General features: G+C 34.0%; 19 protein-coding genes. 13 read left to right on the plus strand and 6 right to left on the minus strand.

The window, feature by feature from the left end:
- Positions 1 to 8: 8 nt before the first annotated feature.
- Positions 9 to 743, minus strand: coding sequence for a GntR family transcriptional regulator (locus FP433_RS00995; protein ID WP_265486816.1), 735 nt, complete (start codon positions 741 to 743; stop codon positions 9 to 11).
- A 9-nt stretch (positions 744 to 752) separates the two neighbouring features.
- The gene (locus tag FP433_RS01000; RefSeq protein WP_265486817.1) at positions 753 to 1,559 is read right to left on the minus strand and encodes a tyrosine-protein phosphatase; all 807 of its coding nucleotides are present in this window, start codon (positions 1,557 to 1,559) and stop codon (positions 753 to 755) included.
- Between the two features lie 164 nt (positions 1,560 to 1,723).
- Between FP433_RS01000 and FP433_RS01005 the strand changes: the two genes are divergently transcribed.
- Both FP433_RS01005 and FP433_RS01010 read left to right on the plus strand, forming a co-directional pair.
- A complete protein-coding gene (locus tag FP433_RS01005) occupies positions 1,724 to 2,218 on the plus strand; it encodes a universal stress protein (RefSeq protein ID WP_265486818.1) in 495 nt (164 codons plus the stop codon).
- Between the two features lie 71 nt (positions 2,219 to 2,289).
- A complete protein-coding gene (locus FP433_RS01010) occupies positions 2,290 to 3,273 on the plus strand; it encodes a class III bacteriocin (RefSeq protein WP_265486819.1) in 984 nt (327 codons plus the stop codon).
- Positions 3,274 to 3,475: 202 nt separating this feature from the next.
- Here the strand turns inward: FP433_RS01010 and FP433_RS01015 are convergent, their stop codons facing one another.
- Positions 3,476 to 3,664, minus strand: a complete 189-nt coding sequence (locus FP433_RS01015) for a hypothetical protein (RefSeq protein ID WP_265486820.1) — start codon at positions 3,662 to 3,664, stop codon at positions 3,476 to 3,478.
- 594 nt (positions 3,665 to 4,258) lie between these two features.
- Between FP433_RS01015 and FP433_RS01020 the strand changes: the two genes are divergently transcribed.
- The 9 genes from FP433_RS01020 to FP433_RS01060 all read left to right on the plus strand — a co-directional run bounded on the left by FP433_RS01020 (position 4,259) and on the right by FP433_RS01060 (position 14,904).
- On the plus strand, positions 4,259 to 4,798 hold the full coding sequence (locus FP433_RS01020; RefSeq protein ID WP_265487231.1) for a phenolic acid decarboxylase: 540 nt from the start codon (positions 4,259 to 4,261) through the stop codon (positions 4,796 to 4,798).
- Between the two features lie 43 nt (positions 4,799 to 4,841).
- Complete coding sequence (locus FP433_RS01025) at positions 4,842 to 5,369, plus strand: helix-turn-helix transcriptional regulator (RefSeq protein WP_265486821.1); 528 nt, start codon at positions 4,842 to 4,844, stop codon at positions 5,367 to 5,369.
- A 134-nt stretch (positions 5,370 to 5,503) separates the two neighbouring features.
- Positions 5,504 to 5,986 (plus strand): hypothetical protein, encoded by a 483-nt coding sequence (locus FP433_RS01030; protein ID WP_265486822.1) that lies wholly within the window; start codon positions 5,504 to 5,506, stop codon positions 5,984 to 5,986.
- Positions 5,987 to 6,028: 42 nt separating this feature from the next.
- Positions 6,029 to 7,423, plus strand: coding sequence for a metallophosphoesterase family protein (locus FP433_RS01035; RefSeq protein ID WP_265486823.1), 1,395 nt, complete (start codon positions 6,029 to 6,031; stop codon positions 7,421 to 7,423).
- A 34-nt stretch (positions 7,424 to 7,457) separates the two neighbouring features.
- Positions 7,458 to 9,407, plus strand: a complete 1,950-nt coding sequence (asnB, locus tag FP433_RS01040) for an asparagine synthase (glutamine-hydrolyzing) (protein ID WP_265486824.1) — start codon at positions 7,458 to 7,460, stop codon at positions 9,405 to 9,407.
- A gap of 25 nt (positions 9,408 to 9,432) precedes the next feature.
- Positions 9,433 to 10,722, plus strand: coding sequence for a carboxylate--amine ligase (locus FP433_RS01045; RefSeq protein WP_322555908.1), 1,290 nt, complete (start codon positions 9,433 to 9,435; stop codon positions 10,720 to 10,722).
- A gap of 96 nt (positions 10,723 to 10,818) precedes the next feature.
- On the plus strand, positions 10,819 to 12,036 hold the full coding sequence (locus FP433_RS01050) for an MDR family MFS transporter (RefSeq protein WP_265483626.1): 1,218 nt from the start codon (positions 10,819 to 10,821) through the stop codon (positions 12,034 to 12,036).
- A 78-nt stretch (positions 12,037 to 12,114) separates the two neighbouring features.
- Complete coding sequence (locus FP433_RS01055; RefSeq protein WP_265486825.1) at positions 12,115 to 14,046, plus strand: M13 family metallopeptidase; 1,932 nt, start codon at positions 12,115 to 12,117, stop codon at positions 14,044 to 14,046.
- Positions 14,047 to 14,091: 45 nt separating this feature from the next.
- Positions 14,092 to 14,904, plus strand: coding sequence for an aldo/keto reductase (locus FP433_RS01060; RefSeq protein ID WP_265486826.1), 813 nt, complete (start codon positions 14,092 to 14,094; stop codon positions 14,902 to 14,904).
- 39 nt (positions 14,905 to 14,943) lie between these two features.
- Here the strand turns inward: FP433_RS01060 and FP433_RS01065 are convergent, their stop codons facing one another.
- The gene (locus FP433_RS01065; protein WP_265486827.1) at positions 14,944 to 16,986 is read right to left on the minus strand and encodes a KUP/HAK/KT family potassium transporter; all 2,043 of its coding nucleotides are present in this window, start codon (positions 16,984 to 16,986) and stop codon (positions 14,944 to 14,946) included.
- 553 nt (positions 16,987 to 17,539) lie between these two features.
- Here FP433_RS01065 and FP433_RS01070 point away from each other — a divergent pair.
- Positions 17,540 to 18,016 carry an S-ribosylhomocysteine lyase gene (locus FP433_RS01070; protein WP_265483622.1) on the plus strand — a complete coding sequence of 159 codons (477 nt, stop codon included), beginning with the start codon at positions 17,540 to 17,542 and terminating at the stop codon, positions 18,014 to 18,016.
- Positions 18,017 to 18,144: 128 nt separating this feature from the next.
- On the plus strand, positions 18,145 to 18,999 hold the full coding sequence (locus FP433_RS01075) for a MetQ/NlpA family ABC transporter substrate-binding protein (RefSeq protein ID WP_265483621.1): 855 nt from the start codon (positions 18,145 to 18,147) through the stop codon (positions 18,997 to 18,999).
- A 27-nt stretch (positions 19,000 to 19,026) separates the two neighbouring features.
- Here FP433_RS01075 and FP433_RS01080 read toward each other — a convergent pair whose 3' ends face one another.
- A complete protein-coding gene (locus FP433_RS01080) occupies positions 19,027 to 19,461 on the minus strand; it encodes a hypothetical protein (RefSeq protein WP_265483620.1) in 435 nt (144 codons plus the stop codon).
- Positions 19,462 to 19,543: 82 nt separating this feature from the next.
- On the minus strand, positions 19,544 to 20,449 hold the full coding sequence (locus tag FP433_RS01085; protein WP_265483619.1) for a hypothetical protein: 906 nt from the start codon (positions 20,447 to 20,449) through the stop codon (positions 19,544 to 19,546).
- Positions 20,450 to 20,779: the final 330 nt, after the last annotated feature.

Raw genomic sequence — 20,779 nt, forward strand, 5'->3', positions numbered from 1 at the left:
AATGCTTTTTAGTTATTTTGGGGATAATTAGGACTAGAAAAAACTAGAGAAAAGGCATCCCAGCGAATGTAAGCCACATGATAATAGAGCGGGGTAGAAGTTGTTTGAGAAACAATTGTTTTTTCTTGATTAACTACTAAAGAAGAAGGTTCAATTTTTAAATTTGCACTTACTTCTTCAGTAGGATGAACGATAGTTAATTTATCGGAAAATGGTTCATCTTCTAAATGGATGTTTAACTTATTCTTAAGTAAGTAAAAGATGCTCTCAAAATTATTTTTATCTTTTAAAAGATCGTCTTCTACTTCATCAGCAGGAAGATAAGTAAAGTAAACAGCAAATGGTTGTCCCTCTTTGTAACGAATACGCTTAACAAGATAGTAGTGATCGTTAGGAGTTAATTTTAACTTGTTAAGGATAGTGGGATTGTTGCCTTCAACTACATCTAAAACTGTCATTTTGTCATAAGGTTCTTTTTCTGAGTTGATGCTATTTCCACGAACACTTAAATGCACCAAACTACCACCTAAAGAATAAGAGACAAAGGTCCCTTTACCTTGGTAGCGAACTAAGAATCCTTCTACAACTAATTCTCGTAATGCGCGAATTACTGTGATTGAAGAGACATTAAATTTGTCTTTTAGATCGGCTTCACTATAAAAACGATCACCATATTTAAACTTACCACTTTTAATTTCTTGTTTTAATTTATTTTGAATTTCAACATACTTCGGCATAGCCATCGTATTAAATTACACTTCCTTAAGATAAATTCTTCTAAGATCCATTAGATCTGTTGTACTTAATTTCATAACGTTACGTAGATAATCATGGATACTACCATAGTTAGTGTTAATTACACTAACCGCATGGTCTAAGTATTCAGGATGTACTGATTGAATATCATGAATTGACTGTAAGACTCCTGCTGCTTGACCTTCTTTTTTAGCTTCTTGGACCATATTATTAATGAAGTCTTTTGTAGTAATATTAGTTAAAAGGTAGTCTTGTTTAATAGTTGATAAAGGAACCCCTAAAGCTGATAAAACTAGGAAGGCACCAAAGCCAGTTCTATCTTTTCCAGCAGTACAGTGGAAGAGGAGAACTTCATTTTCTTTATCATTGGCTAGTAAATAATCAAAGAATTTTCGATAAGCCTTTTGGGCATTGTCACTATTGATCATATCTTCATATGCTTTAAACATGTGCTTAAAGCCAAATTCAGGATCTTTTTGGGCACTTTCTTTTAAAGTGAAAATTCCTTTTGAAGCATTAGTTAAATCTTCACTAAAAACTGGATTGAATTCGTAGTGAACATTATTAGGTAAGCGATCAGGAGAGTCATTTTTCTCTTTTGAGCTTCTAAAGTCAATATCATATTTAAGACCGTAATCGGCTAAAAGATTGATATCTTCTTCACTTAAAGTAGCCAAGTTACCTGTTCTGAGGAGTTTGTTGTATTTGATTTGTTGGCCAGTATTTGTTCTGTAACCACCTAATTCACGGAAATTGCGGCCAGAAGAAATTCCAATCAACTTTGTATCGTAATTTTCGCTCATATTTTTGACCTCTTTTGTATAATATATGATGTTACTAAGGTTAATTGTAGCATGGATTTATTAAAATATATAGACATATTATTGTTGAGGTTGTGTAACCGTTTTTTTGGAAATTATGTTAAAATAAACCTAAATATATCGAAGTAATATAGGGGATGACAGGTATGGAAGATTACAATAACATTTTAGTACCAGTTGATGGTTCAGAAACTTCAGAACGTGCTTTTGATAAGGCAGTTAAGATTGCAATTGATAACAATGCTCATCTTGATCTTTTGAACGTAATTGATACGCGTCAATTTATGGGAGAAATGCAAGATACTTTAGTTTCGGGTGATACTATTTATCAAATGACTCAAGATTCAGAAAAGTATCTAGAAAGTTTAAAGCAATGGGCTAAGGAAAACTTTGATTTTACTGATATTGCCATTCACATTCGTTATGGTTCACCTAAGAGAATTATTGCTATTGATTTTATTCAAGATCATGGTAATGATTTAACTATTATGGGAGCTACTGGTATGAATGCTTTAGAAAGAATGTTAATGGGAAGCGTAACAGCTTATGTTAACCAACATTCTTTATCTGATGTGTTAATTGCTAAGACTGACATGGACAATCAAAAAGTTGCCAAGAAAAAAAGAAAATTATTTAAATAAGCAAAAACTACCAAGATTTAATCTTTGGTAGTTTTTTAGATTTAGCCTATTATTTTAGTGAGGTGATAAAATTGATTGAAAAAAATGTAGAATTACAATTAGCTTATGAACTTGAAAATTTACACCATGTAGTTGTTCAGGCTGCTGATGTAGGAGCAAAATATGTTTATGCGCTCCAGTTATTACATGGTCAAACAGATATTATTGTTTATCGTACTGAGCCTGATGGCAAACATGTCATCTATAATGAAGACGCACCAATTTTATATTTGACTGGTAAAGCAGGGGGACATACTCAAACTTGGAAATATAGTGGAGAAAGTGGCTGCTGGCTAGTAGGAACTAAGCCCAAGCCTCATGGCAGTATCGCATGGACAAGTCAAATTGCGCGTGTACGTTTAGATGGAAGTGGACAACAATATACTTCTAATACCCAATTACCTCGTTTATCCTACTTAAACCGAGCAGGATCTGGTTTTGGCGATAACAGCACTGTTTATCCGGGCGCGGAACTTGAAAGAGTAGAAGCAGCTGTGTCACCAGATTATAGTAAATTATTAATTGCAAGTATTGATGTTCATCATACGGGATATTTTGCTTTGTATAATATGAATGAGGTTAATCAGGCTTTAGATGAAGCAGAGCAGACAAGTAGTGATGTCAACATCCAGAATTTTAATTGTTTAGGTGCATTTAAGATTCCTAATTTTAATAGTGAATATATTCCTTCAATTCAAGGATATGATCTTGATGAAAATGACAATATTTATATTTCTTGTCAACCAGGACCAACTAAAAGCTTTTTAGGTTTTGCTAAGCAAGGTAAACCACGCGAAATTGTTAAAATTCCTTGGGGTGAAACTGATCCAAATAATTGGGAAGTTGCCAATCTAGACCATAATTTAACGGTAGATGCTTTGGGATACTGTACAGAATTTGAAAGTATTCATGTGCATGATAGTCAAAATATCTTTTTAACAGTGGCTTATCATGAACGTGATGGCTTAACGACCTTGATGAATCGAATTTATAAAGTCACCGGCTTTAGCAATTAAGCTAAGAAGTGTCTGGGAAAAAAATAATCTTTTAGTCTAAATTGTATAAATAGATAAAACAAAAGTGCTGATATATCAACGTTAAAAAAACGAAGATTATCAGCACTTTCTTTAATTTAAGAGTTTTTTCCCAGACTCTTCCGGGCAATTTTCATTAAAAATTATTTTTCGAGCGTTTGCACATTCTATCAGATTTATCTCCTCATTTAACTTCTTCTTTTAAAAGCTCTTTTCTTTGCTTTATAAAGTCTTCTAAGTCTTCTAAATCTTTTGGTTGAGCATAATTAATAATAAAATTTTTGGCCATTGATTTATAACTATACTTTTTAGCCTTTTCTTTATTTTTGGCGTTCCATTTGTTGCGTGCCCGTTTCTGTGCCTCAGTTGCCATAATATCCTCGCTTTTTCTTATATAAGAAAGGGCAAGCCGTTTTGATCCGCCCCGATCCTCATCGCTTACGCTTGAGAATTGTAGCAATTAAAGCTATAATCATAAGTAAAGTTTGAGGGTCAAGAACAATTTTAATCGTCATAGTCTTGCCCTTTCTTAATTAGCCGAGGGTTCCACAAAGCCCTCGGCTTTGTTGTTCCTCGGTAGGGTTTCAGTTTTACCATTGCTTCTACCCTACATATATTATTATATACCTTTTAACGTATAAACCTCAACACTTAATTAATATTTTTTGGAAACAGATAGGGCGCAAACCCTATCTGTTTTATTTCTTTCTTACACTTGATATCAATAGTTTCTAACATCAATCTGTCAATTAGGGAGTTGTCTCCGTCCCTTAAGAATTTTATCTATTGCTTCCAAGGTGGATCTGGAATCTTTGGTTTTTAAAATACGCTTCCATTTCGGTAAGTATCTTTCTAATAAGCCATCTTGTTTATTTTTACTTGATTTTTTGTAAATAACGACATATAATATTTTGTGTCGAAAATGACAAAAATGAAAGGCGGAAATAAAATGGCAAACTTAAATCATATGGATAAGAAATTTAAAACTTTAGATGACTTTATTGGAACTCACTTTATTTATACTTATGATAACGGTTGGGAATATGAATGGTATGCAAAAAATGACCATACTGTAGATTACCGTATTCATGGTGGGATGGTTGCTGGTCGCTGGGTAAAAGACCAACCAGCTCATATTAATATGTTGACTGAAGGAATTTATAAGGTGGTTTGGACTGAACCAACTGGTACTGATGTAGCACTTGACTTTGTGCCAAATGAACACAAGTTAAATGGGACTATTTTCTTCCCTAAGTGGGTACAAGATCATCCTGAAATCACTGTCACTTTCCAAAATGAACATATTGATTTAATGCACGAATCACGAGAAAAATATGATACTTATCCTAAAATGGTTGTTCCAGAATTTGCGACAATCACTTACATTGGGGATGCAGGGGTAGATAATGACGATGCAATTAGTCAAGAACCTTATGAAGGGATGACTGATGATATTCGTGATGGTAAGTTTTACGATGAAAACTATAAGCCATTGAAAAAGAATTAATGGTAGAATAAACCTATCTTATAAACTTAAAGAAGGATAGTTAATGCCAAAGAAAAGAATACTTCCATTTATTATTTTGGGAATTTTAAAACAAAATCCTGGTTTTACTGGAAAAGAAATCACCTATCAATTTAAAAATGAAATTGGTGAATTTTGGAAAGCATCCCACAGCCAGGTGTATCCAGAATTAAAAAAGATGGAGCAAGATAACTGGATTACTAGTAACCAAAGTGAGAAAAATGAGAAGGAAATCTATTACTCAATTACTGAGAATGGTGAAAAAATTTTAAATAGTTGGATTAACGAGCCAATTACTCAAATTCCAGTTAGTCGAGATTTGTTTTCTTTAAAAATGTTTTTTATTAGTGATCCTACAGACCCAAGAATTAAAGAATTGGTTGAGGAAGAATTAGAGCTTTTAAAAAAACAACTTGATCATTTAAAGAAAAGAGAGAAAGCGGTCTTTAAGAATAAAGAAGATAAAAATTTGCATTATGGGCACTACGTAATTTTAAAGAGGGCAATGGCTCGACTACAGGGACAAATTGAATGGTTAAAAACTATTAGATAAAAAATGCGTTAAGATAATTTTCTTAAGGCATTTTTTTCTTGCACTAATTCAAAAGATATGCTTAAAGTAGGTAGAAAAAAGAAAAAAACTTGCTTTTTTTGTTATAATAGGCATTGTATTTCAAGGAGGACATTATGGATAATTTGACAACCATGACTTTAACTGATGAATTAGCTACTAAGCAAGATGAAATTATCAGTGGTCAAGAAAGTCTTAATCTTTCAAAAATTTATGATGAAATTAATAGTTTAGGAATTTTAGCCAAGCCAATTCAAGATTATTTTGAAATGACACAAGATGAGTACTATAATAGTGAGTCTGATGGTAAATTAAATTTACTTCAGTTAAATGAAAAGTTGGGCTCATTAAGTGACCGTATCTTGACCAATCACGTGGATGGGTATGTAGATAAGGATGAAATTAACTTCACCTATAACCATGAAAATCCAACTACAGATGGAATATATGACCGAAAAACTGACTTTAATGTTTTACTTTACAGTTTGAAAGTAATTGGCGCAGTTAGAGCAATTGCACCTAATGAATTAAAAAAGGCTCTTTCAAAAGATGCTGTTTTATCATTAGGTCTTGCAGCACATGCTCTAGCAAATAATTAGTTGCTTGAGACTGAGAAGACCTTTTAGATAAGAAGTGTGCTTATGAGTATAATTAAAAAAACTAATGGAATAATTGACAAAATTTCTGGCGCTACAAAGAAGTTTATGCGTCCAAAGTCAGAAATCTTGTTTGATCCATTGCAACGCTACATGACAGTGGGCCAATATAACGTTGGGAAACAAGAACAAACTCCTAATGGCCGTGATTATATTTTAATAGTATATAAAGATGATGAAGGAACACTTCATCAAGCTTTACGAGATCCTAATGCGTCTGATTTGGTTCCGGAATATATTCGAAGTTATGATAAGCGACTTGATCGTTTTCGAGCTTTTGTTAATAAGAAAACAGGCCGAAGATATATTGTAGAACAATATTTAGAGGAATTTTCTGATCGCGTAAAAAAGCATACTCGACAGGGAGAAAATTCAATTAATATTGGAGTAATCACTGATACTCATTATAAAGATACAGATTCGGTTACTTTTTATGGCGATAACGGTTTGCAGCATGTGAAAGAATTCAACTATCTTGAAGATTTAGGGTTACTTGATCTAAAGGCTCATTTAGGAGATTGGATTGATGGTTCAGATGCTGGATTAGTTAGTGAACAAGAATTGTACTCTTTAAGTCACGCTTTTAAGTCTAAAAAGACTAATTTTGCCATTATTAAAGGTAATCATGATGAAAATGATAAATTTGACGAACATCATAATCTAAAAGCAAGTTTCCCTGAAAATGAGTTTGAAGATATCATGTGGCCGGCAATGTATGCACAAAAGGGAATCAACTATATTTCGCGTAATCATGGAGTAGTGTATTTTGATAAAGGAGATTTACGAGTTATCACTGTAAATACTTCAGATACACCTTATCTTTTGAACGAAAAAGGTCAAAAAAAATATGATAGCAAAATTTCTTTAGCACTTCGCGAAGATCAGATGCAAGAAATTATTGAAATTCTAGAAAGTTCTAGCAATAAAAAAATTATATTTATGAGTCATGGTAGTCCTATTACTCATAAGGGAAGTAATGCCTTAAAGTATAATGGACGTTCTCTTCATGAGTTACTGGTTGCCTTTAATCAAAAAGAGAAGGGTTATCTTAACTCTAACGATGTACCGGCACAGTTTACTTTAGATAATGATTTTGATTTTACCCAAGTTAAAAATTCAAAGATTATTGCTTATTTCTGTGGGCACCGTCACATTGAAGACCAATTTAGAATAAATGGAATACAGTATATTTTATTTAATTGTTCAGCATTGATGGGTTCTAAACATGCTTTAACAACTCATTATAATAAACGCTGGAATCGAAAAATTGACTTACCCAGTGAATATGCTGGATATGTTGTAAATGTTGATTTGAAGCGTAATTTGATGCAGATTTTTGGCTATGGAGCCGCTTCAAAGAGAAGAATTTATCGAATATAACACTAGATTTTGCATATTTGAGAGGGAAAATTATATGTGTGGAATTTGTGCAATTTTTGATCCTAGTTTAAAGGATAAAAAACATGCAGTTAACGAAATGATGGATACTATCAAACACCGTGGACCGAGTTCAGATGGAATGTATACTAATGATGAAGTTGCACTTGGTTTTAGAAGATTATCAATCATCGATCTTCGCGGTGGTAGTCAACCAATTTTTAATGAAGATAAAAGTCGGGCAATTATCTTTAATGGTGAAATTTACAACTACAAACCATTAAGAGAAGAATTGATTGCAGCAGGACATACTTTTACTACAAAAGCTGACACTGAAGTTTTACTTCACGGTTATGAAGAGTGGGGTATGGATGGCTTATTAAAGCGTGTTCGTGGTATGTTTGCCTTCATTATTTGGGATGATAATACTAAAACTATGTATGGAGCACGTGACTTCTTTGGAATTAAACCAATGTACTACTGGGACCATGACGGCAAGTTATTAGTAGGTTCTGAATTGAAGAGTTTTTTAGCTTACCCAGGCTTTGAAAAGAAGTTAAACAAAGAAGCTGTTAAGCCATACTTAATGAACCAATACAACGATTTAAAAGAAACTTTCTTTAAGGGCGTTTATCGTTTCCCAGCAGGTCATTGGTTTGAATATAAAGATGGGAAGATGAAGACCCATAAATACTGGGATGCAGAATATGTAGAAAACTCATTGAGTTTTGAAGAAACCTTAGAAAAAATCAACGAAGATTTAAAAGAAACAGTTGATCTTTATCATAATGCCGATGTACCAGTAGGTGCCTTCTTATCTGAAGGGGTAGATTCAAGCTTTGTAACAAGTTTACTTGACCCAGAAGATGTTTTCTCAATTTCATTTGATGATGCAACTTATGATGAAGCATCAAAAGCTAAAGCTTTAGCTGACATTAAGGGATGGAACTTCCATGCTGATAAGGTAAAAGCTGATGAAGCAATGAAAGATTTCCCAGAAATGCAATATCATATGGATGAACCAGATGCTAACCCATCAATTATTCCTCTATGGTATTTATGTAAGCTAGCTAGAAAGCATGTTACAGTAGCTTTATCTGGAGAAGGTGCTGATGAGTTATTTGCGGGTTATGTTAACTACGGGATGCATACTCATAACAATGTCATCAAAGTCTTTACTTCTGGTTTAAAGAAGTTGCCAAAAGGTGCTCGTGTGAAATTAGCTCATGGCATTAAAAAGATGCCTAATTTCCCAGGAAAAGTTCATATGTACACTAATTTGGCAGAACCAAGTGAATTTTATGTTGGCCAATCAGTAATTTATGATATGAATTATCCAACTATCTTTTCTTCAAAAGATGCTAATGGCATTTTACAAAAAGATTATCAAAATGATTTGACAGTAAATGGAATTTATCAAGAAGACTTTAAGAAGGTCAAAGATATTGATGCAGTAAAGCAAATGCAATATATTGATTTGCACCATTTTATGTTAAATGACATTGAACAAAAAGCTGATAAGATTTCAATGGCTCACTCACTTGAATTACGTGTTCCATATCTTGATAAAAAGATTGCAGAACTTGCAAATTCAATCCCAACTAAATATTTAATGAATCGTCATGATACTAAGTATGCTTTAAGAAAGGCATCTGAAAAAGTTTTACCTGAAGAATGGGCAAAACGACCAAAATTGGGATTCCCTACTCCAATTAAACAATGGTTAAAAGAACCAAAATTTTATAAGCAAGTCAGAGAACTATTTACAGCAGATTTTGTAAATGACATCTTTGATCAAGAAAAGATCGTGAAGTTATTGGATGATAACTATAAAGGTGACGGTTCAGCACGTAGACAAATCTGGGCTATCTACACTTTCTTAGTATGGTACAAGTTATTCTTCGTAGATTACGAAAACACAGTTAAGAAATACCAACATGTTCAACCAGAAGTAGCAAACTTAATTGCTAATGGTAAGTTAGTGTAAGAAATAAAAAAAGGAAGTACTAATTTTGCAATCTAAATTTACACCAATTCTTTTAGGTAGTGACATCAATGTTTATGGGATGGCACGCTCATTTAATGAAGCATATGGAATTAAAGTTCAAGCTTGGGCAGCAACTCAACTAGCAGCAACTCGCTATTCAAAAATAGTAGATGTTGAAGTTCATGAAGGCTTTTCAAGTGATCCAGGTTTTATGAAGGTCATGAAGCAAAAAATTGCTGAGTACAAGGATCATCAAGAACCTGTAATTTTAATTGCTTGTGGTGATGGTTATGCGGAGCTTTTAGCAAAGCATAAAGAAGAATTGGAAGAAGCTTTTATTGTTCCTTATATTGATTATGACCTCTTAGAAAAATTGATTTCTAAAGAAGGATTTTATGAAATTGCTGAACAATATGGCTTACCATATCCTAAGACAAAAATAATTACAATGGATGCTTATAAGAATAACACTTATCTAGATGTACCTTTTGATTTCCCAGTAGAATTGAAGCCTGAAGATCCAGTTTCTTGGCTTAAGTGTCAATTTGAAGGACGAAAAAAGGCATTTACTATTCATGATGAAGCTGAATTGAAAGACATTGTAAATAAAATTTATACTCATGGATACACTGAAGATTTAATTTTGCAAGATTTCATCCCTGGTGACGACTCAAACATGCGTGTATTGAATGTTTATGTCGACAAGAATCATAAAGTTAAGATGATGTGCTTGGGCCATCCTTTATTAGAAGACCCAACACCACAATCAATCGGAAATTACATGGCGATTTTACCTGCTTATAATCAAAAACTTTATGATACAGTGCAAGCTTTCTTAGAAAAGCTTGGTTACACTGGGATGGCAAACTTTGATATGAAATATGATGAACGTGATGGTGAATTTAAATTCTTTGAAATTAATTTACGTCAAGGACGTTCAAGTTTCTACGTTACCTTGAACGGCTATAACTTAGCTAAGTGGTATGTAGAAGATTATGTTAACGATAGCTTAGCAGCTGCTCCAACTGTTTATGGTAATAAAGATGAAAGTAAGTATGTTCTTTGGTTAGGAGTGCCAGTTAAGATATTTGAAGAATATGCTTATGATAATCCGGCTAAAAAGTTAGCAGAAAAATTAATCAAAGAAGGCCGTTATGGCACTACCGTCTTTTATAAGAAAGATAGTAGTTTAAAACGTTGGCTTTTAATGAAATATATGTTCCATAACTATAAGAAGCGTTACAAGACCTACTATCAGGTAAACAAGGGACAATATTTTGAAGCTAAAAAGTCACAAACTTCTGAAAAAAATTAGTCTAATGAAAAGTGTCTAGAATTTCTAGACGCTTTTTGTATATTTGAAAAAATGTTAAACTAAAGACTAGTCTAAATTGTAATAACTGGAGGAATTATGCACTTTAAAAAGCAGCCGCAACCGGCTGATGAAATTAAACTTTATTGGTTGTTATTAGGAGAATTATTAACTTGGATTGGTGCCAGCTTCATTTGGCCCTTAACGTCTGTTTATTTAAATAAGAGACTTCATGTTTCCTTAGCGATGATTGGAGTAGTTTTACTTTGTAATTGTTTAGGAAATGTAGCCGGCTCTTATATTGCAGGTAAAGCCTATGACAAATTAAATCCTTACTATTTAATTATTGTAGGAGCTGGATTAGATGCCCTAGTCTTATTTGGGATGGGACTTAATCATACTTGGCCTCTATATTGGTTTTGGATGATTTGTACTGGTATTTTAGGAGGCTGGAATGGTGCCTTAATTAATTCAATTGCTACTAGCTTAAAATCAAAACCGGGACGTTATGTCTTTAATATGATTTATTTCGCCCAAAACTTAGGAGTGGTGCTAGGGACTTTAATTGTGGGTTACTTATATGATTATTCAGTTACCCTCTTATTTATGATTGCAGGAGGACTATTTGCATTTGTATGTGTAAATGCAATTATTAATTATCGACCAATTATTAAATACCACCATGAGCGAATGGCAAATAAAGAAGAAGGACAGAAACAGACCATTCAGCCAATGCCTAAGGCTAATTTAAAGTTAAGTATAGGATTTTTTATTACCTTGGCAATAATTTGGCTGATGTATATGAACTGGGAATCAAACCTTTCAGTTTATATGGTGTCGTTAGGGATTCCTTTTCATCTTTATAGTTTGCTATGGACTATTAATGCGGGAATTATTGTTTTAGTACAACTATTTTTGAGTCGGTTCCCTAATACCTTTAAAAATCTATTTCATCAAGTTATTTTTGGAGTTAGCATGTTTGCAATTTCTTTTGTGACACTGGTGTTTGCAAAAGATTACGCCCATTTTGTTTTTTCAATGGTCACTTTAACTTTAGGAGAAGCAACTTCAATGCCAGCGATTCCTGCTTATGTGAATGACTTGTCTCCAGTTTCAAGTAAAGGAAAATACCAGGGTCTTACTTTATCAACAGCTTCAATTGGAAGAGCTTTTGGTCCTTTATTTGGGGGATTAGTAATTGATAAATTTGGCTATATTGATTTCTTTATTGTAGCAGCGATTGGAATTTTCTTAATGATCGTAATGTTAGTGCCACTTCATGCTCATTTAAAAGCACGCCTAAAAGTTTTCCATTAAGCGCAAAATTTGGCAAAAAGATATTTTTAGGTAAAATAATATAGTGAAATTAGAAAATTATTAGAGAGGAAGATAACCATGACCAACTTAGATATTCGTGGCGGTGCTGGTGATATTACTAAGCCAGATGTAAAGGTACGCCCACAGGATAACTTATACTTAGCAGTAAATTCGGAATGGCTTGAAAATAATGACATTCCTTCTGATCGTTCACGGATTGCTCGCTTTGATAAAATTGATATCGAAATTGAAAAGAAACTTATGCAAGACTTTGCCGACTTTGCTAGCGGTAAAAAAGAAATTCCAGCTGTACCTAATTTAGAAAAAGCGGTTGAATTTTATAAATTAGCAGCAGATTTTGATAAAAGAAATAGTGATGGGGCAGAACCAATTCAAGAAGATTTAAAGAGATTAACTTCTTTAAATAGTTTAGCTGAAATTGGCACAAAAGAATTTTATACTAATATGTTTGCTCTACCATTTAGTTTTAGTGTTAATCCAAATATGAAAAATACTAAAGAAAATATGGTAGATTTCAATGCACCAGGATTAATTTTGCCCGATACAACTAGTTATCAAGATCCAAGTTCTGAAAAATTATTGGCTGTGTACAAGCAACAAGCACTTAATTTGCTTAAGATGGCAGGAGTAGCTAGCGAGCAAGCGCAAGAATATGTTGAAAATGCGCTAAAGTTTGATGCTCGCTTGGCTAAGGTGGTTAAATCTAGTGAAGAAGCTGCCGACTATACTGCTAGTTATAATCCAACTAAGTTAGCAGATTTTACCGCCAAAATTAATAATCTAGATATCAAACAACTACTGACAGATCTTTTTGGAAAGATGCCAGAAGTGGTTAATGTTATTGAACCACGTTACTTAGAGCACTTTGATGAACTAGTTAATGAGGAAAATTTTGCGGAAATTAAAGGCTGGATTATTACTCACTTCATTAATAGTGTCGCTAGTTATTTATCCCAAGACTTTCGTGAAGCAGCTTTTCCATTTAGACAAGCCTTAAGTGGACAACCAGAACTTGCTAGTCAAATTAAACAAGCTTATAGAATGGCTGATAGTAGTTTCAGTGATGTAGTTGGCGTTTACTATGGTCAAACTTACTTTGGTGAAGCAGCTAAGAAAGATGTAGAAGACATGATTCATAAGATGATTGATGCTTATGAATCACGCATTAAAAATAACGACTGGCTTTCTGAAGAAACTAAGCAAAAGGCAATTGTAAAATTGCGGGCACTAATTTTAAAGATTGGTTATCCAGATAAAATTGAAAAAATTTATGATAAGTTACAAGTAAATCCAGCAAGTTTATATGAAACTGTTAAAGCAAATAATACTAAGGCAGTAGAAGAGAATTTAGCTAAACTTTACAAGCCAGTAGATCGTACGACTTGGCTAATGCCAGGGAATTTGGTTAATGCTTGCTATGATCCGCAAAGAAATGATATTACTTTTCCAGCTGCTATTTTGCAGGCGCCATTTTATGATGTAAATGCAGATCGTGCAACTAATTATGGTGGGATTGGAACAGTTATTGCCCATGAAATATCACATGCTTTTGATAATAATGGGGCAAAATTTGATGAATTTGGAAATCTAAATAATTGGTGGACCAAAGAGGATTACGCTGAATTTAAAAAGCGTACCCAAGCAGAAATTGATCTTTTTGATGGGATTAAATTTGGCAATACAGTCTTAAATGGGAAGCAAATTGTTTCTGAAAATATTGCTGACCAAGGTGGTCTTACTGCTGCAATTAGTGCAAATAAGAGTGAAGGTGGAGACGCTAAGAAGCTCTTTGAAAACTTTGCACGAATTTGGGGCGGTAAAGAATACCCAGAATATCGTAAAATGATTGTTTCAATCGATGTCCATGCTCCAGGTCCAGAACGTGCTAATGTTCAATCACAACAACAAGAAGAATTTTATAATGCATTTGATGTTAAAGAATCAGATGGCATGTGGATGGATCCAGAAAAGAGAGTAATAATCTGGTAAAAAGAATTCCCGTTTTGGGAATTCTTTTTTGAAAGGAAGTAAAAGATGGAGTATTTTGAAGTTAAAGGTGAAAAAATACCAAAGTTAGGTTTTGGTACTTACGATATTGCGCCTGCAGATACTAAGCAAGCAGTTAAACAGGCTTTAAAGCTTGGTTACCGACTAATCGATACAGCGCAATACTACCGCAATGAAGCTCAGGTAGGAGAAGCAGTGCGTGAAAGCGATGTAAAACGTGAAGATATTTTTATTACCACTAAGGCAATGACAGATGGTTATGAAGCAACTAAGTTAGGAATTGAAGAGTCCCTACAAAAAGCAGGATTAAGCTATTTTGACTTAATGATTATTCACTGGCCGATGGAAGATTCACTTGGCACTTATCGCGCAATGGCTGAAGCCTATCATGAAGGGAAATTGCATCATATTGGTTTGTCTAATTTTAATATCAATCAGACAAAAGAAATAATGGCCAATAGTGACGTAAAACCATTACTTGATCAGATAGAGACTCACCTGAACTTGCAGCAGGGAAAGATGCATGAATTCTTAACTAGAGAGGGAATTATCCACGAATCTTATAGTCCTTTAATGGAAGATGCGCCTGCTATCTTAAAGCACCCAGTTTTGCAAAAAATTGGTAGAAAATATGGTAAAACTGGCGTCCAAGTTATGTTGCGCTTTTTGACTCAGGAAGATATTATGGTTATTCCCCGTTCTGTTAACCCTAAGCATATGCAAGAAAACTTTGAAATTTTTGATTTTACTTTGACACCAGCGGAAGTAGCTGAAATTAAAGAATTAGATAAGCGTCAGCCAATTGATGGCTGGCCAGCAACCATGAGAGTGGACGAATAAAAAAAGAATTCTCAATTTTGAGAATTCTTTTTGTTTGTTTTAAAGCTTGTCTTCTGTGCGTAATTTACGTTTTAATTTTTCAAAAGTTTTAGGTGGAATTCGTTTAATTCCCACGGGATGTTGATTTCCTAAAATTAATGGTACGCGTTCGATTACAGTGTCTGCGAAGTCTAAACCAAACCAAGAAGCTGGATTAGAAGACATATTTTGTAAACCAACACGAGCTTCTACAAGCCATCTTTCATAGCCACGGAGTTGCGTTTGTGGGCTGATCACATCATTAACAATAACAAATGAAAAGTCACCAACGTCTCGCCCTGGAGTAGTAGTGTATTCTTGTGGTTGTGGTTCAATTGTTCCATCGGCAATTAAGTCATGGACAATTTGACGTAGGTAAACATTAACCCGTTGTTGTTGCTTGAACCCTAAGAATAGTTGTACATTAATTACATTTTTAGTCTCATAAGTATTAACTGCGTATTCAGCAGTAAATGGTTCGTTAGTGACATTTACTGTTACAAACCAATAAGCACTGGCACGTTTAGGACGTTTATCCAAAATTGAATATAAGATTTCACGTTTAATGAATTTATTATATTTAACTTTAGCCATGTAAACCAAGTTTGTAGCATAAGTTGGGTAGTCTTCATCGTGGCTTAATGCAGTTAACATATCGATATATTCATCTAGACGAACATAAGCGTTACGTCCTTCGCGTTTATCACGAATTTTATTACCGTAGAACCAGATGTACATTACGATTCCGATTACTCCGGCAATAATTAATGATACATAACCACCATGAGTAAATTTGCTTAAACTTGAAAGCATAAACATGATGTCTAAAAAGCCGAAGAAAATTAAGAAGATCCAATTCCAAATTGGATGTACTTTTTTAACAACGAGCCATTCGTAGAGAAGGATTGTTGTAGCGAGCATTGAAATCGTGATTGAAAGTCCATAAGCTGCTTCCATGTGAGCAGAAGTGCGGAAGAGTAACACAATTGCAATTGTAGCTACGCAGATCATTTTGTTAACAGCTGGAATATAAATTTGTCCTTTTTCTGTTGAAGGATAAATAATATTCATTCTTGGTAAAAATTTTAATCCAGTTGCTTCAGCAACTAAAGTAAATGATCCTGTAATTAAAGCTTGTGAAGCAATAACTGCTGCAATAGTAGCTAAAACGATCGCAGCTAAACGGAGGTTAGAAGGAATCATTTCATAAAATGGGTTAAAGTCACCAGTGGTGTGGTAATTTGGATTGTTTAAAATCCAAACCCCTTGACCAAAGTAGTTAAGGGCAAGACAAACAAATACGAAAGGCCAAGAGCCGATAATATTTGCTTTTCCTACGTGACCAACGTCAGAATAAAGAGCTTCTGCACCAGTAGTTGCTAGGAAAATTGATCCTAGAATAGCTAAACCTGCCTTATTATAAGGACTAAAGAGCACTTTAATTGCATAATAAGGGTTAATAGCTTGCAAAATTGACCAGTCAGCCGACATGTTGATAAAACCCATAATTCCAAGGAAAGCAAACCAAATGAACATAATAGGTCCAAAGGCTTTACCAATGATGCTAGTTCCCATCCGCTGAATCCCAAAAAGAATTAGTAAGATGATGACGGTAATTGTAATAACCATTCCTTGCGTGGAGACAGGGACATTGCCAGCTCCAAACTCAATTCCTTTAAGTCCTTCAACAGCTGTTGTTACAGTAACAGCAGGAGTTAAAGTCCCATCTGCTAAAATAGCGGCCCCACCAATTAATGCCGGCAGGACAAGCCACTTAGCACACTTTCTAACCAAAGTATATAACGCAAAAAGTCCACCTTCACCATGGTTAGTAGCTTTAAGCGCAATTACTACAGTTTGAAGAGTAGTTAGCAAAGTAACAGTCCAAAGTACTAATGAAATTGACCCAATGATGAAATCACGGCTTACATGGCCAATTCCACCATTTCCTTCAACGATTGATTTCATAACGTATAAAGGACTTGTACCAATATCCCCATACACAATACCAATAGCGATTAACAGCCCGGCCGCTGTTGCTCTATTGCGCGTTTTTTCTTTCATTATTTTTAGTACTCCTTGAATAAAAATAGGAAATTAAAATTAAAAGAAGAATGATAGCCCCTCTTCTTTAAACATAATTAATTTTCGACTATTTAAGCACCACTTGCAAGCATTTCAAAGAAATAAATGTAAAATATTTTGTGTATAGAGAAGAAAGTAATTGGTTTTAAAGAAAAAATGAAAAAATTAATTAAGTTTGTTGACATAGTTTATTAATCTTGTTAATATAATTACAACAAAATATTAAAAAGCAATGAGAAGATGAGTAGTCATTTAACCTTTTTACAGAAAATCGGAAGTTGATGAGAGCCGGGAGAAGAAGTGAGTGATGAAGATGGTCTTTTAGCTTGTATACAAGGTGAGCATTTTTGTTAGCTGAGTACGTTTAATGCACGATAAGGCATTTGAGTATTCCATTTTGGAGCACTTATTGAGGATCTTGCTATGAAGTAAGATTAAATTTGGGTGGTAACACGTTGTAGACGTCCCTGAAAGTCAGATGACTTTTAGGGGCGTTTTTTGTTTAAGTATTATATTAAAGGAGAAATTTATTATGGCAGAAGTTGAAAGTTTTACATTAGATCACACAAAAGTTAAGGCACCTTACGTTAGATTAATTACTGTTGAAAAGGGCAGCAAAGGGGATGAAATTAGTAATTTTGATTTGCGTTTAGTACAACCTAATGAAAATGCCATTCCAACAGCTGGTCTTCATACAATTGAACACTTACTTGCAGGTTTATTAAGAGATCGTTTAGATGGTGTAATTGACTGCTCACCATTTGGTTGCCGCACAGGATTCCATTTGATTACTTGGGGAACCCCATCAACAACAGAAGTAGCTAAAGCACTTAAGTCTTCTCTAGAAGAAATTGCTAATAAGATCCAATGGGAAGATGTTCAAGGAACAACAATTGAAAGTTGTGGTAATTATCGGGATCATTCACTCTTTTCTGCAAAAGAATGGTCAAAAAAGATCCTTAGTGAGGGAATTTCAGATAAACCATTTGAACGCCATGTGGTTGAATAAATAGGAGAATAAAAATGAAAAAATTATTTAAGAATTTAAAAGAAAAGTTGTTAACGCCAATTGTAAATCAGAGAAAAGCAGGAAATAGTTTTCACAAATTGTATGTTAGCCATAATTAGGTGATAAAGATGCAGTTTAGACAAAAAAGAATCCGAAGACGCATTGCCTGGATTAGTTGTGCGATATTAATTTTGATAGCTGGCTGGTTTAGTTTTGGCCCTAGTCCTCAAGCAAAACAAAATAAAGAAGTTGTAATTGCAACCGTTGGGGAATCAGATGCAGATGCTAAATTGTGGAAGAGCATTGCAGAAACAGCGAAAGAAGATTATGGGATTACAATTAAAGTAAAAGATGTGACTGATGCGACCGCATTAAATAAGATGGTGGCTAGTGGAGAAGTGGATATGAATGCTTTTCAGCACTATGCTTATTTGAAGAGTTGGAATAAGGCTAATCACCAAGACTTAGTAGCAATTGGTAAAACTTATATTGCTCCCCTTAATTTATATTCGAAGAAATACCAGAGTTTGAGTGAAATCCCAGATGGTGCAACAATTGCAATTCCAAATGATGCATCAAATGAATCAAGAGCCTTGTATGTTTTGAAAAATGCAGGCTTGATTAAAATTAAACCTCATCAAAGCTTAGCTACTGTAGCGGATGTAACAGATAATCCTAAGCATTTAAAGCTAAAAGAAGTTTCTGGTGATCAAAGTGCCCGCATTCTTTCTAGTGTAGCTGCAAGTGTAGTTACCAATACTTATGCTGTACCAGCTAAATTAGAGCACAATATTATCTATCATGAAAAGTTGGATAAGGATTCTGCACCTTGGATTAATATTTTAGTCACGCGTAAGAAGGATAAGAATAAGAAAATATACCAAGAAGTTGTGAAGGCTTATCAGACTCAAAAGACCAAACAACTTACTAAAAAATATTACAATGGTACTCAGCTTCCCGCTTGGGATACTAAGCTAAAATAAAAAGACTCCCGTTCGGGAGTCTTTTTATTAAGACATTGTTTGAGTAATTTGGTTACGTTGGTCATCGTACCAATTATCCCAGTCAGCATAAGTTTTCATGCTTTCAGGATCAGTATTAGTCTTTTCTTTAATATTAGCTAAAATGTCTTTAAAGCGGTCTGCATGAACATTTAAGATGTGCTTGATCAAAGTCTTACGACTAAAGATAGCATTATTAGTAATGTAGATGTTAATTTCAACTACATCATGATTACCATCAAAGGTATCCATGATTTCAAGATCGCTTTCTTCGAATTTGGAAATGTAAAAGTTAGCAAACACCTTTAGGTAATCTGGTTGTTCAGGATATTGAACAGCAGGCATTTCTACACGTTCAGCTTCTGGAACAACTACCTTAAATTTGTCGTCTTCTTCTACAGCTTCTTGCTCGTTTTTAGTGTTGTTTTGAGTATCTTCAGTCAAAGTTAAGAACTCCTTTACTGTGGAAATAGTGTACAAAAATTCAATACTATGTTACAGGGAAAATAGTAAAAAATCAAGTTATCTATTTATTATAGTTGTCAACGTCACTTTGAGTGTAAGAATCAATAGTTGTGTGACCAGAGTTAGCAGCACTCTTCATGAAATTAATTACATCTTGATCAGACCATGAAGAAGTATCAGCACCAATATCATCTAATTTAGCACGGACTTGATTGATAGTACGTGAAGTTACAGCTTGACCATCAATTGTGTCATCACTACTGTTAGTTGCAGAAGAACTAGATGATGAGCTATCTTCACTACTTGAACTTGAAGAACTTGTTGATTCTTCACTAGAAGACTTAGATGATGATTTGTCTTTAGCTGAGCTAGAAGAAGTTTCGTTATTATTACTTTCCTTCTTAGCTTTATCTAAAATATTTTGAGCTTTAGCACGAATATCAGTGTAGTATTCCTTGTATTGCCCATCAAGATATGGTTGAGAAAGAATTTCAGTCGCATACTCTTGAGCTTGGTCGTAGTTTTGGCTATCTAAAGCAGTTTGAGCCTTCTTATAAAGTGGAGTAAGTTCATTATCTAGGTTATTTTGAACTTCTTCAGCAATTCCATAAAGCTTCTTAGCTTGGTCGGTCATAACAGAGTAACCGCCCTTTTGGCCAATAGCTGAGTTTAAGCTACTAAGAGAACTTTCGTAGTTATAATTATTAATACTTGTCTTAGCCTGATCTAATTGGGCAGCTTGTTCAGCGTAAGCTTGAGCTTCTGTAGTATTTTTAATTTTACTTGCTTGATCAAATTTTTCTTTTGCTTCATCGTAGTTTTGAGCTTTGGCAGCCTTTTTACCAGCGGCCATTAATGCAGTATAGCTGCTAGAGTTAGTATTTGGAGCAGCTTGGTTGCTGCAAGCAGTAGTGGTAAGCATTGCACCTAAAGCTACAGTTGCAGCTAATAATTTAGCTTTTTTCATAATTAAAAGATTTCTCCCTTCATTGCTAAATATTTTGCTCTTCTATTATATCAGAGTGTCTAGGAAAAATTCTCATAAGTCAGAATTACATTTGAAATTTTCCATTAGTAACAGTGTATAAAAATATTAATGTTTGTCGCAGAAGTAAGCAAAAACTTTAGGAAATATTAAGGGAGAGGGTGAAGTATAAACTATAATATAATAGGAAAAATAATCTAAGAAGGAAATTTTGAGAATAAAAAGGCGAAATCTTTAAACTTTTGCAACGTTATTGAAATATAAATATAGAATATGAAGAGAAAAATAAGAAGCTGTAGTTGCTGAAAGTAT

The sequence above is a fragment of the Lactobacillus sp. PV012 genome, from assembly GCF_014522325.1.
Lineage (GTDB): Bacteria > Bacillota > Bacilli > Lactobacillales > Lactobacillaceae > Lactobacillus.

Excerpts from the sequence above, each read along its gene's own strand:
- FP433_RS01085 (WP_265483619.1), bottom strand. The coding sequence starts at position 20,449 with ATGAAAAAAGCTAAATTATTAGCTGCAACTGTAGCTTTAGGTGCAATG.
- FP433_RS01015 (WP_265486820.1), bottom strand. The coding sequence starts at position 3,664 with ATGGCAACTGAGGCACAGAAACGGGCACGCAACAAATGGAACGCCAAA.
- FP433_RS01030 (WP_265486822.1), top strand. The coding sequence starts at position 5,504 with ATGGATAATTTGACAACCATGACTTTAACTGATGAATTAGCTACTAAG.
- asnB (WP_265486824.1), top strand. The coding sequence starts at position 7,458 with ATGTGTGGAATTTGTGCAATTTTTGATCCTAGTTTAAAGGATAAAAAA.
- FP433_RS01005 (WP_265486818.1), top strand. The coding sequence starts at position 1,724 with ATGGAAGATTACAATAACATTTTAGTACCAGTTGATGGTTCAGAAACT.
- FP433_RS00995 (WP_265486816.1), bottom strand. The coding sequence starts at position 743 with ATGGCTATGCCGAAGTATGTTGAAATTCAAAATAAATTAAAACAAGAA.
- FP433_RS01020 (WP_265487231.1), top strand. The coding sequence starts at position 4,259 with ATGGATAAGAAATTTAAAACTTTAGATGACTTTATTGGAACTCACTTT.
- FP433_RS01035 (WP_265486823.1), top strand. The coding sequence starts at position 6,029 with ATGAGTATAATTAAAAAAACTAATGGAATAATTGACAAAATTTCTGGC.
- FP433_RS01065 (WP_265486827.1), bottom strand. The coding sequence starts at position 16,986 with ATGAAAGAAAAAACGCGCAATAGAGCAACAGCGGCCGGGCTGTTAATC.
- FP433_RS01055 (WP_265486825.1), top strand. The coding sequence starts at position 12,115 with ATGACCAACTTAGATATTCGTGGCGGTGCTGGTGATATTACTAAGCCA.
- FP433_RS01060 (WP_265486826.1), top strand. The coding sequence starts at position 14,092 with ATGGAGTATTTTGAAGTTAAAGGTGAAAAAATACCAAAGTTAGGTTTT.
- FP433_RS01050 (WP_265483626.1), top strand. The coding sequence starts at position 10,819 with ATGCACTTTAAAAAGCAGCCGCAACCGGCTGATGAAATTAAACTTTAT.
- FP433_RS01075 (WP_265483621.1), top strand. The coding sequence starts at position 18,145 with ATGCAGTTTAGACAAAAAAGAATCCGAAGACGCATTGCCTGGATTAGT.
- FP433_RS01070 (WP_265483622.1), top strand. The coding sequence starts at position 17,540 with ATGGCAGAAGTTGAAAGTTTTACATTAGATCACACAAAAGTTAAGGCA.
- FP433_RS01025 (WP_265486821.1), top strand. The coding sequence starts at position 4,842 with ATGCCAAAGAAAAGAATACTTCCATTTATTATTTTGGGAATTTTAAAA.
- FP433_RS01000 (WP_265486817.1), bottom strand. The coding sequence starts at position 1,559 with ATGAGCGAAAATTACGATACAAAGTTGATTGGAATTTCTTCTGGCCGC.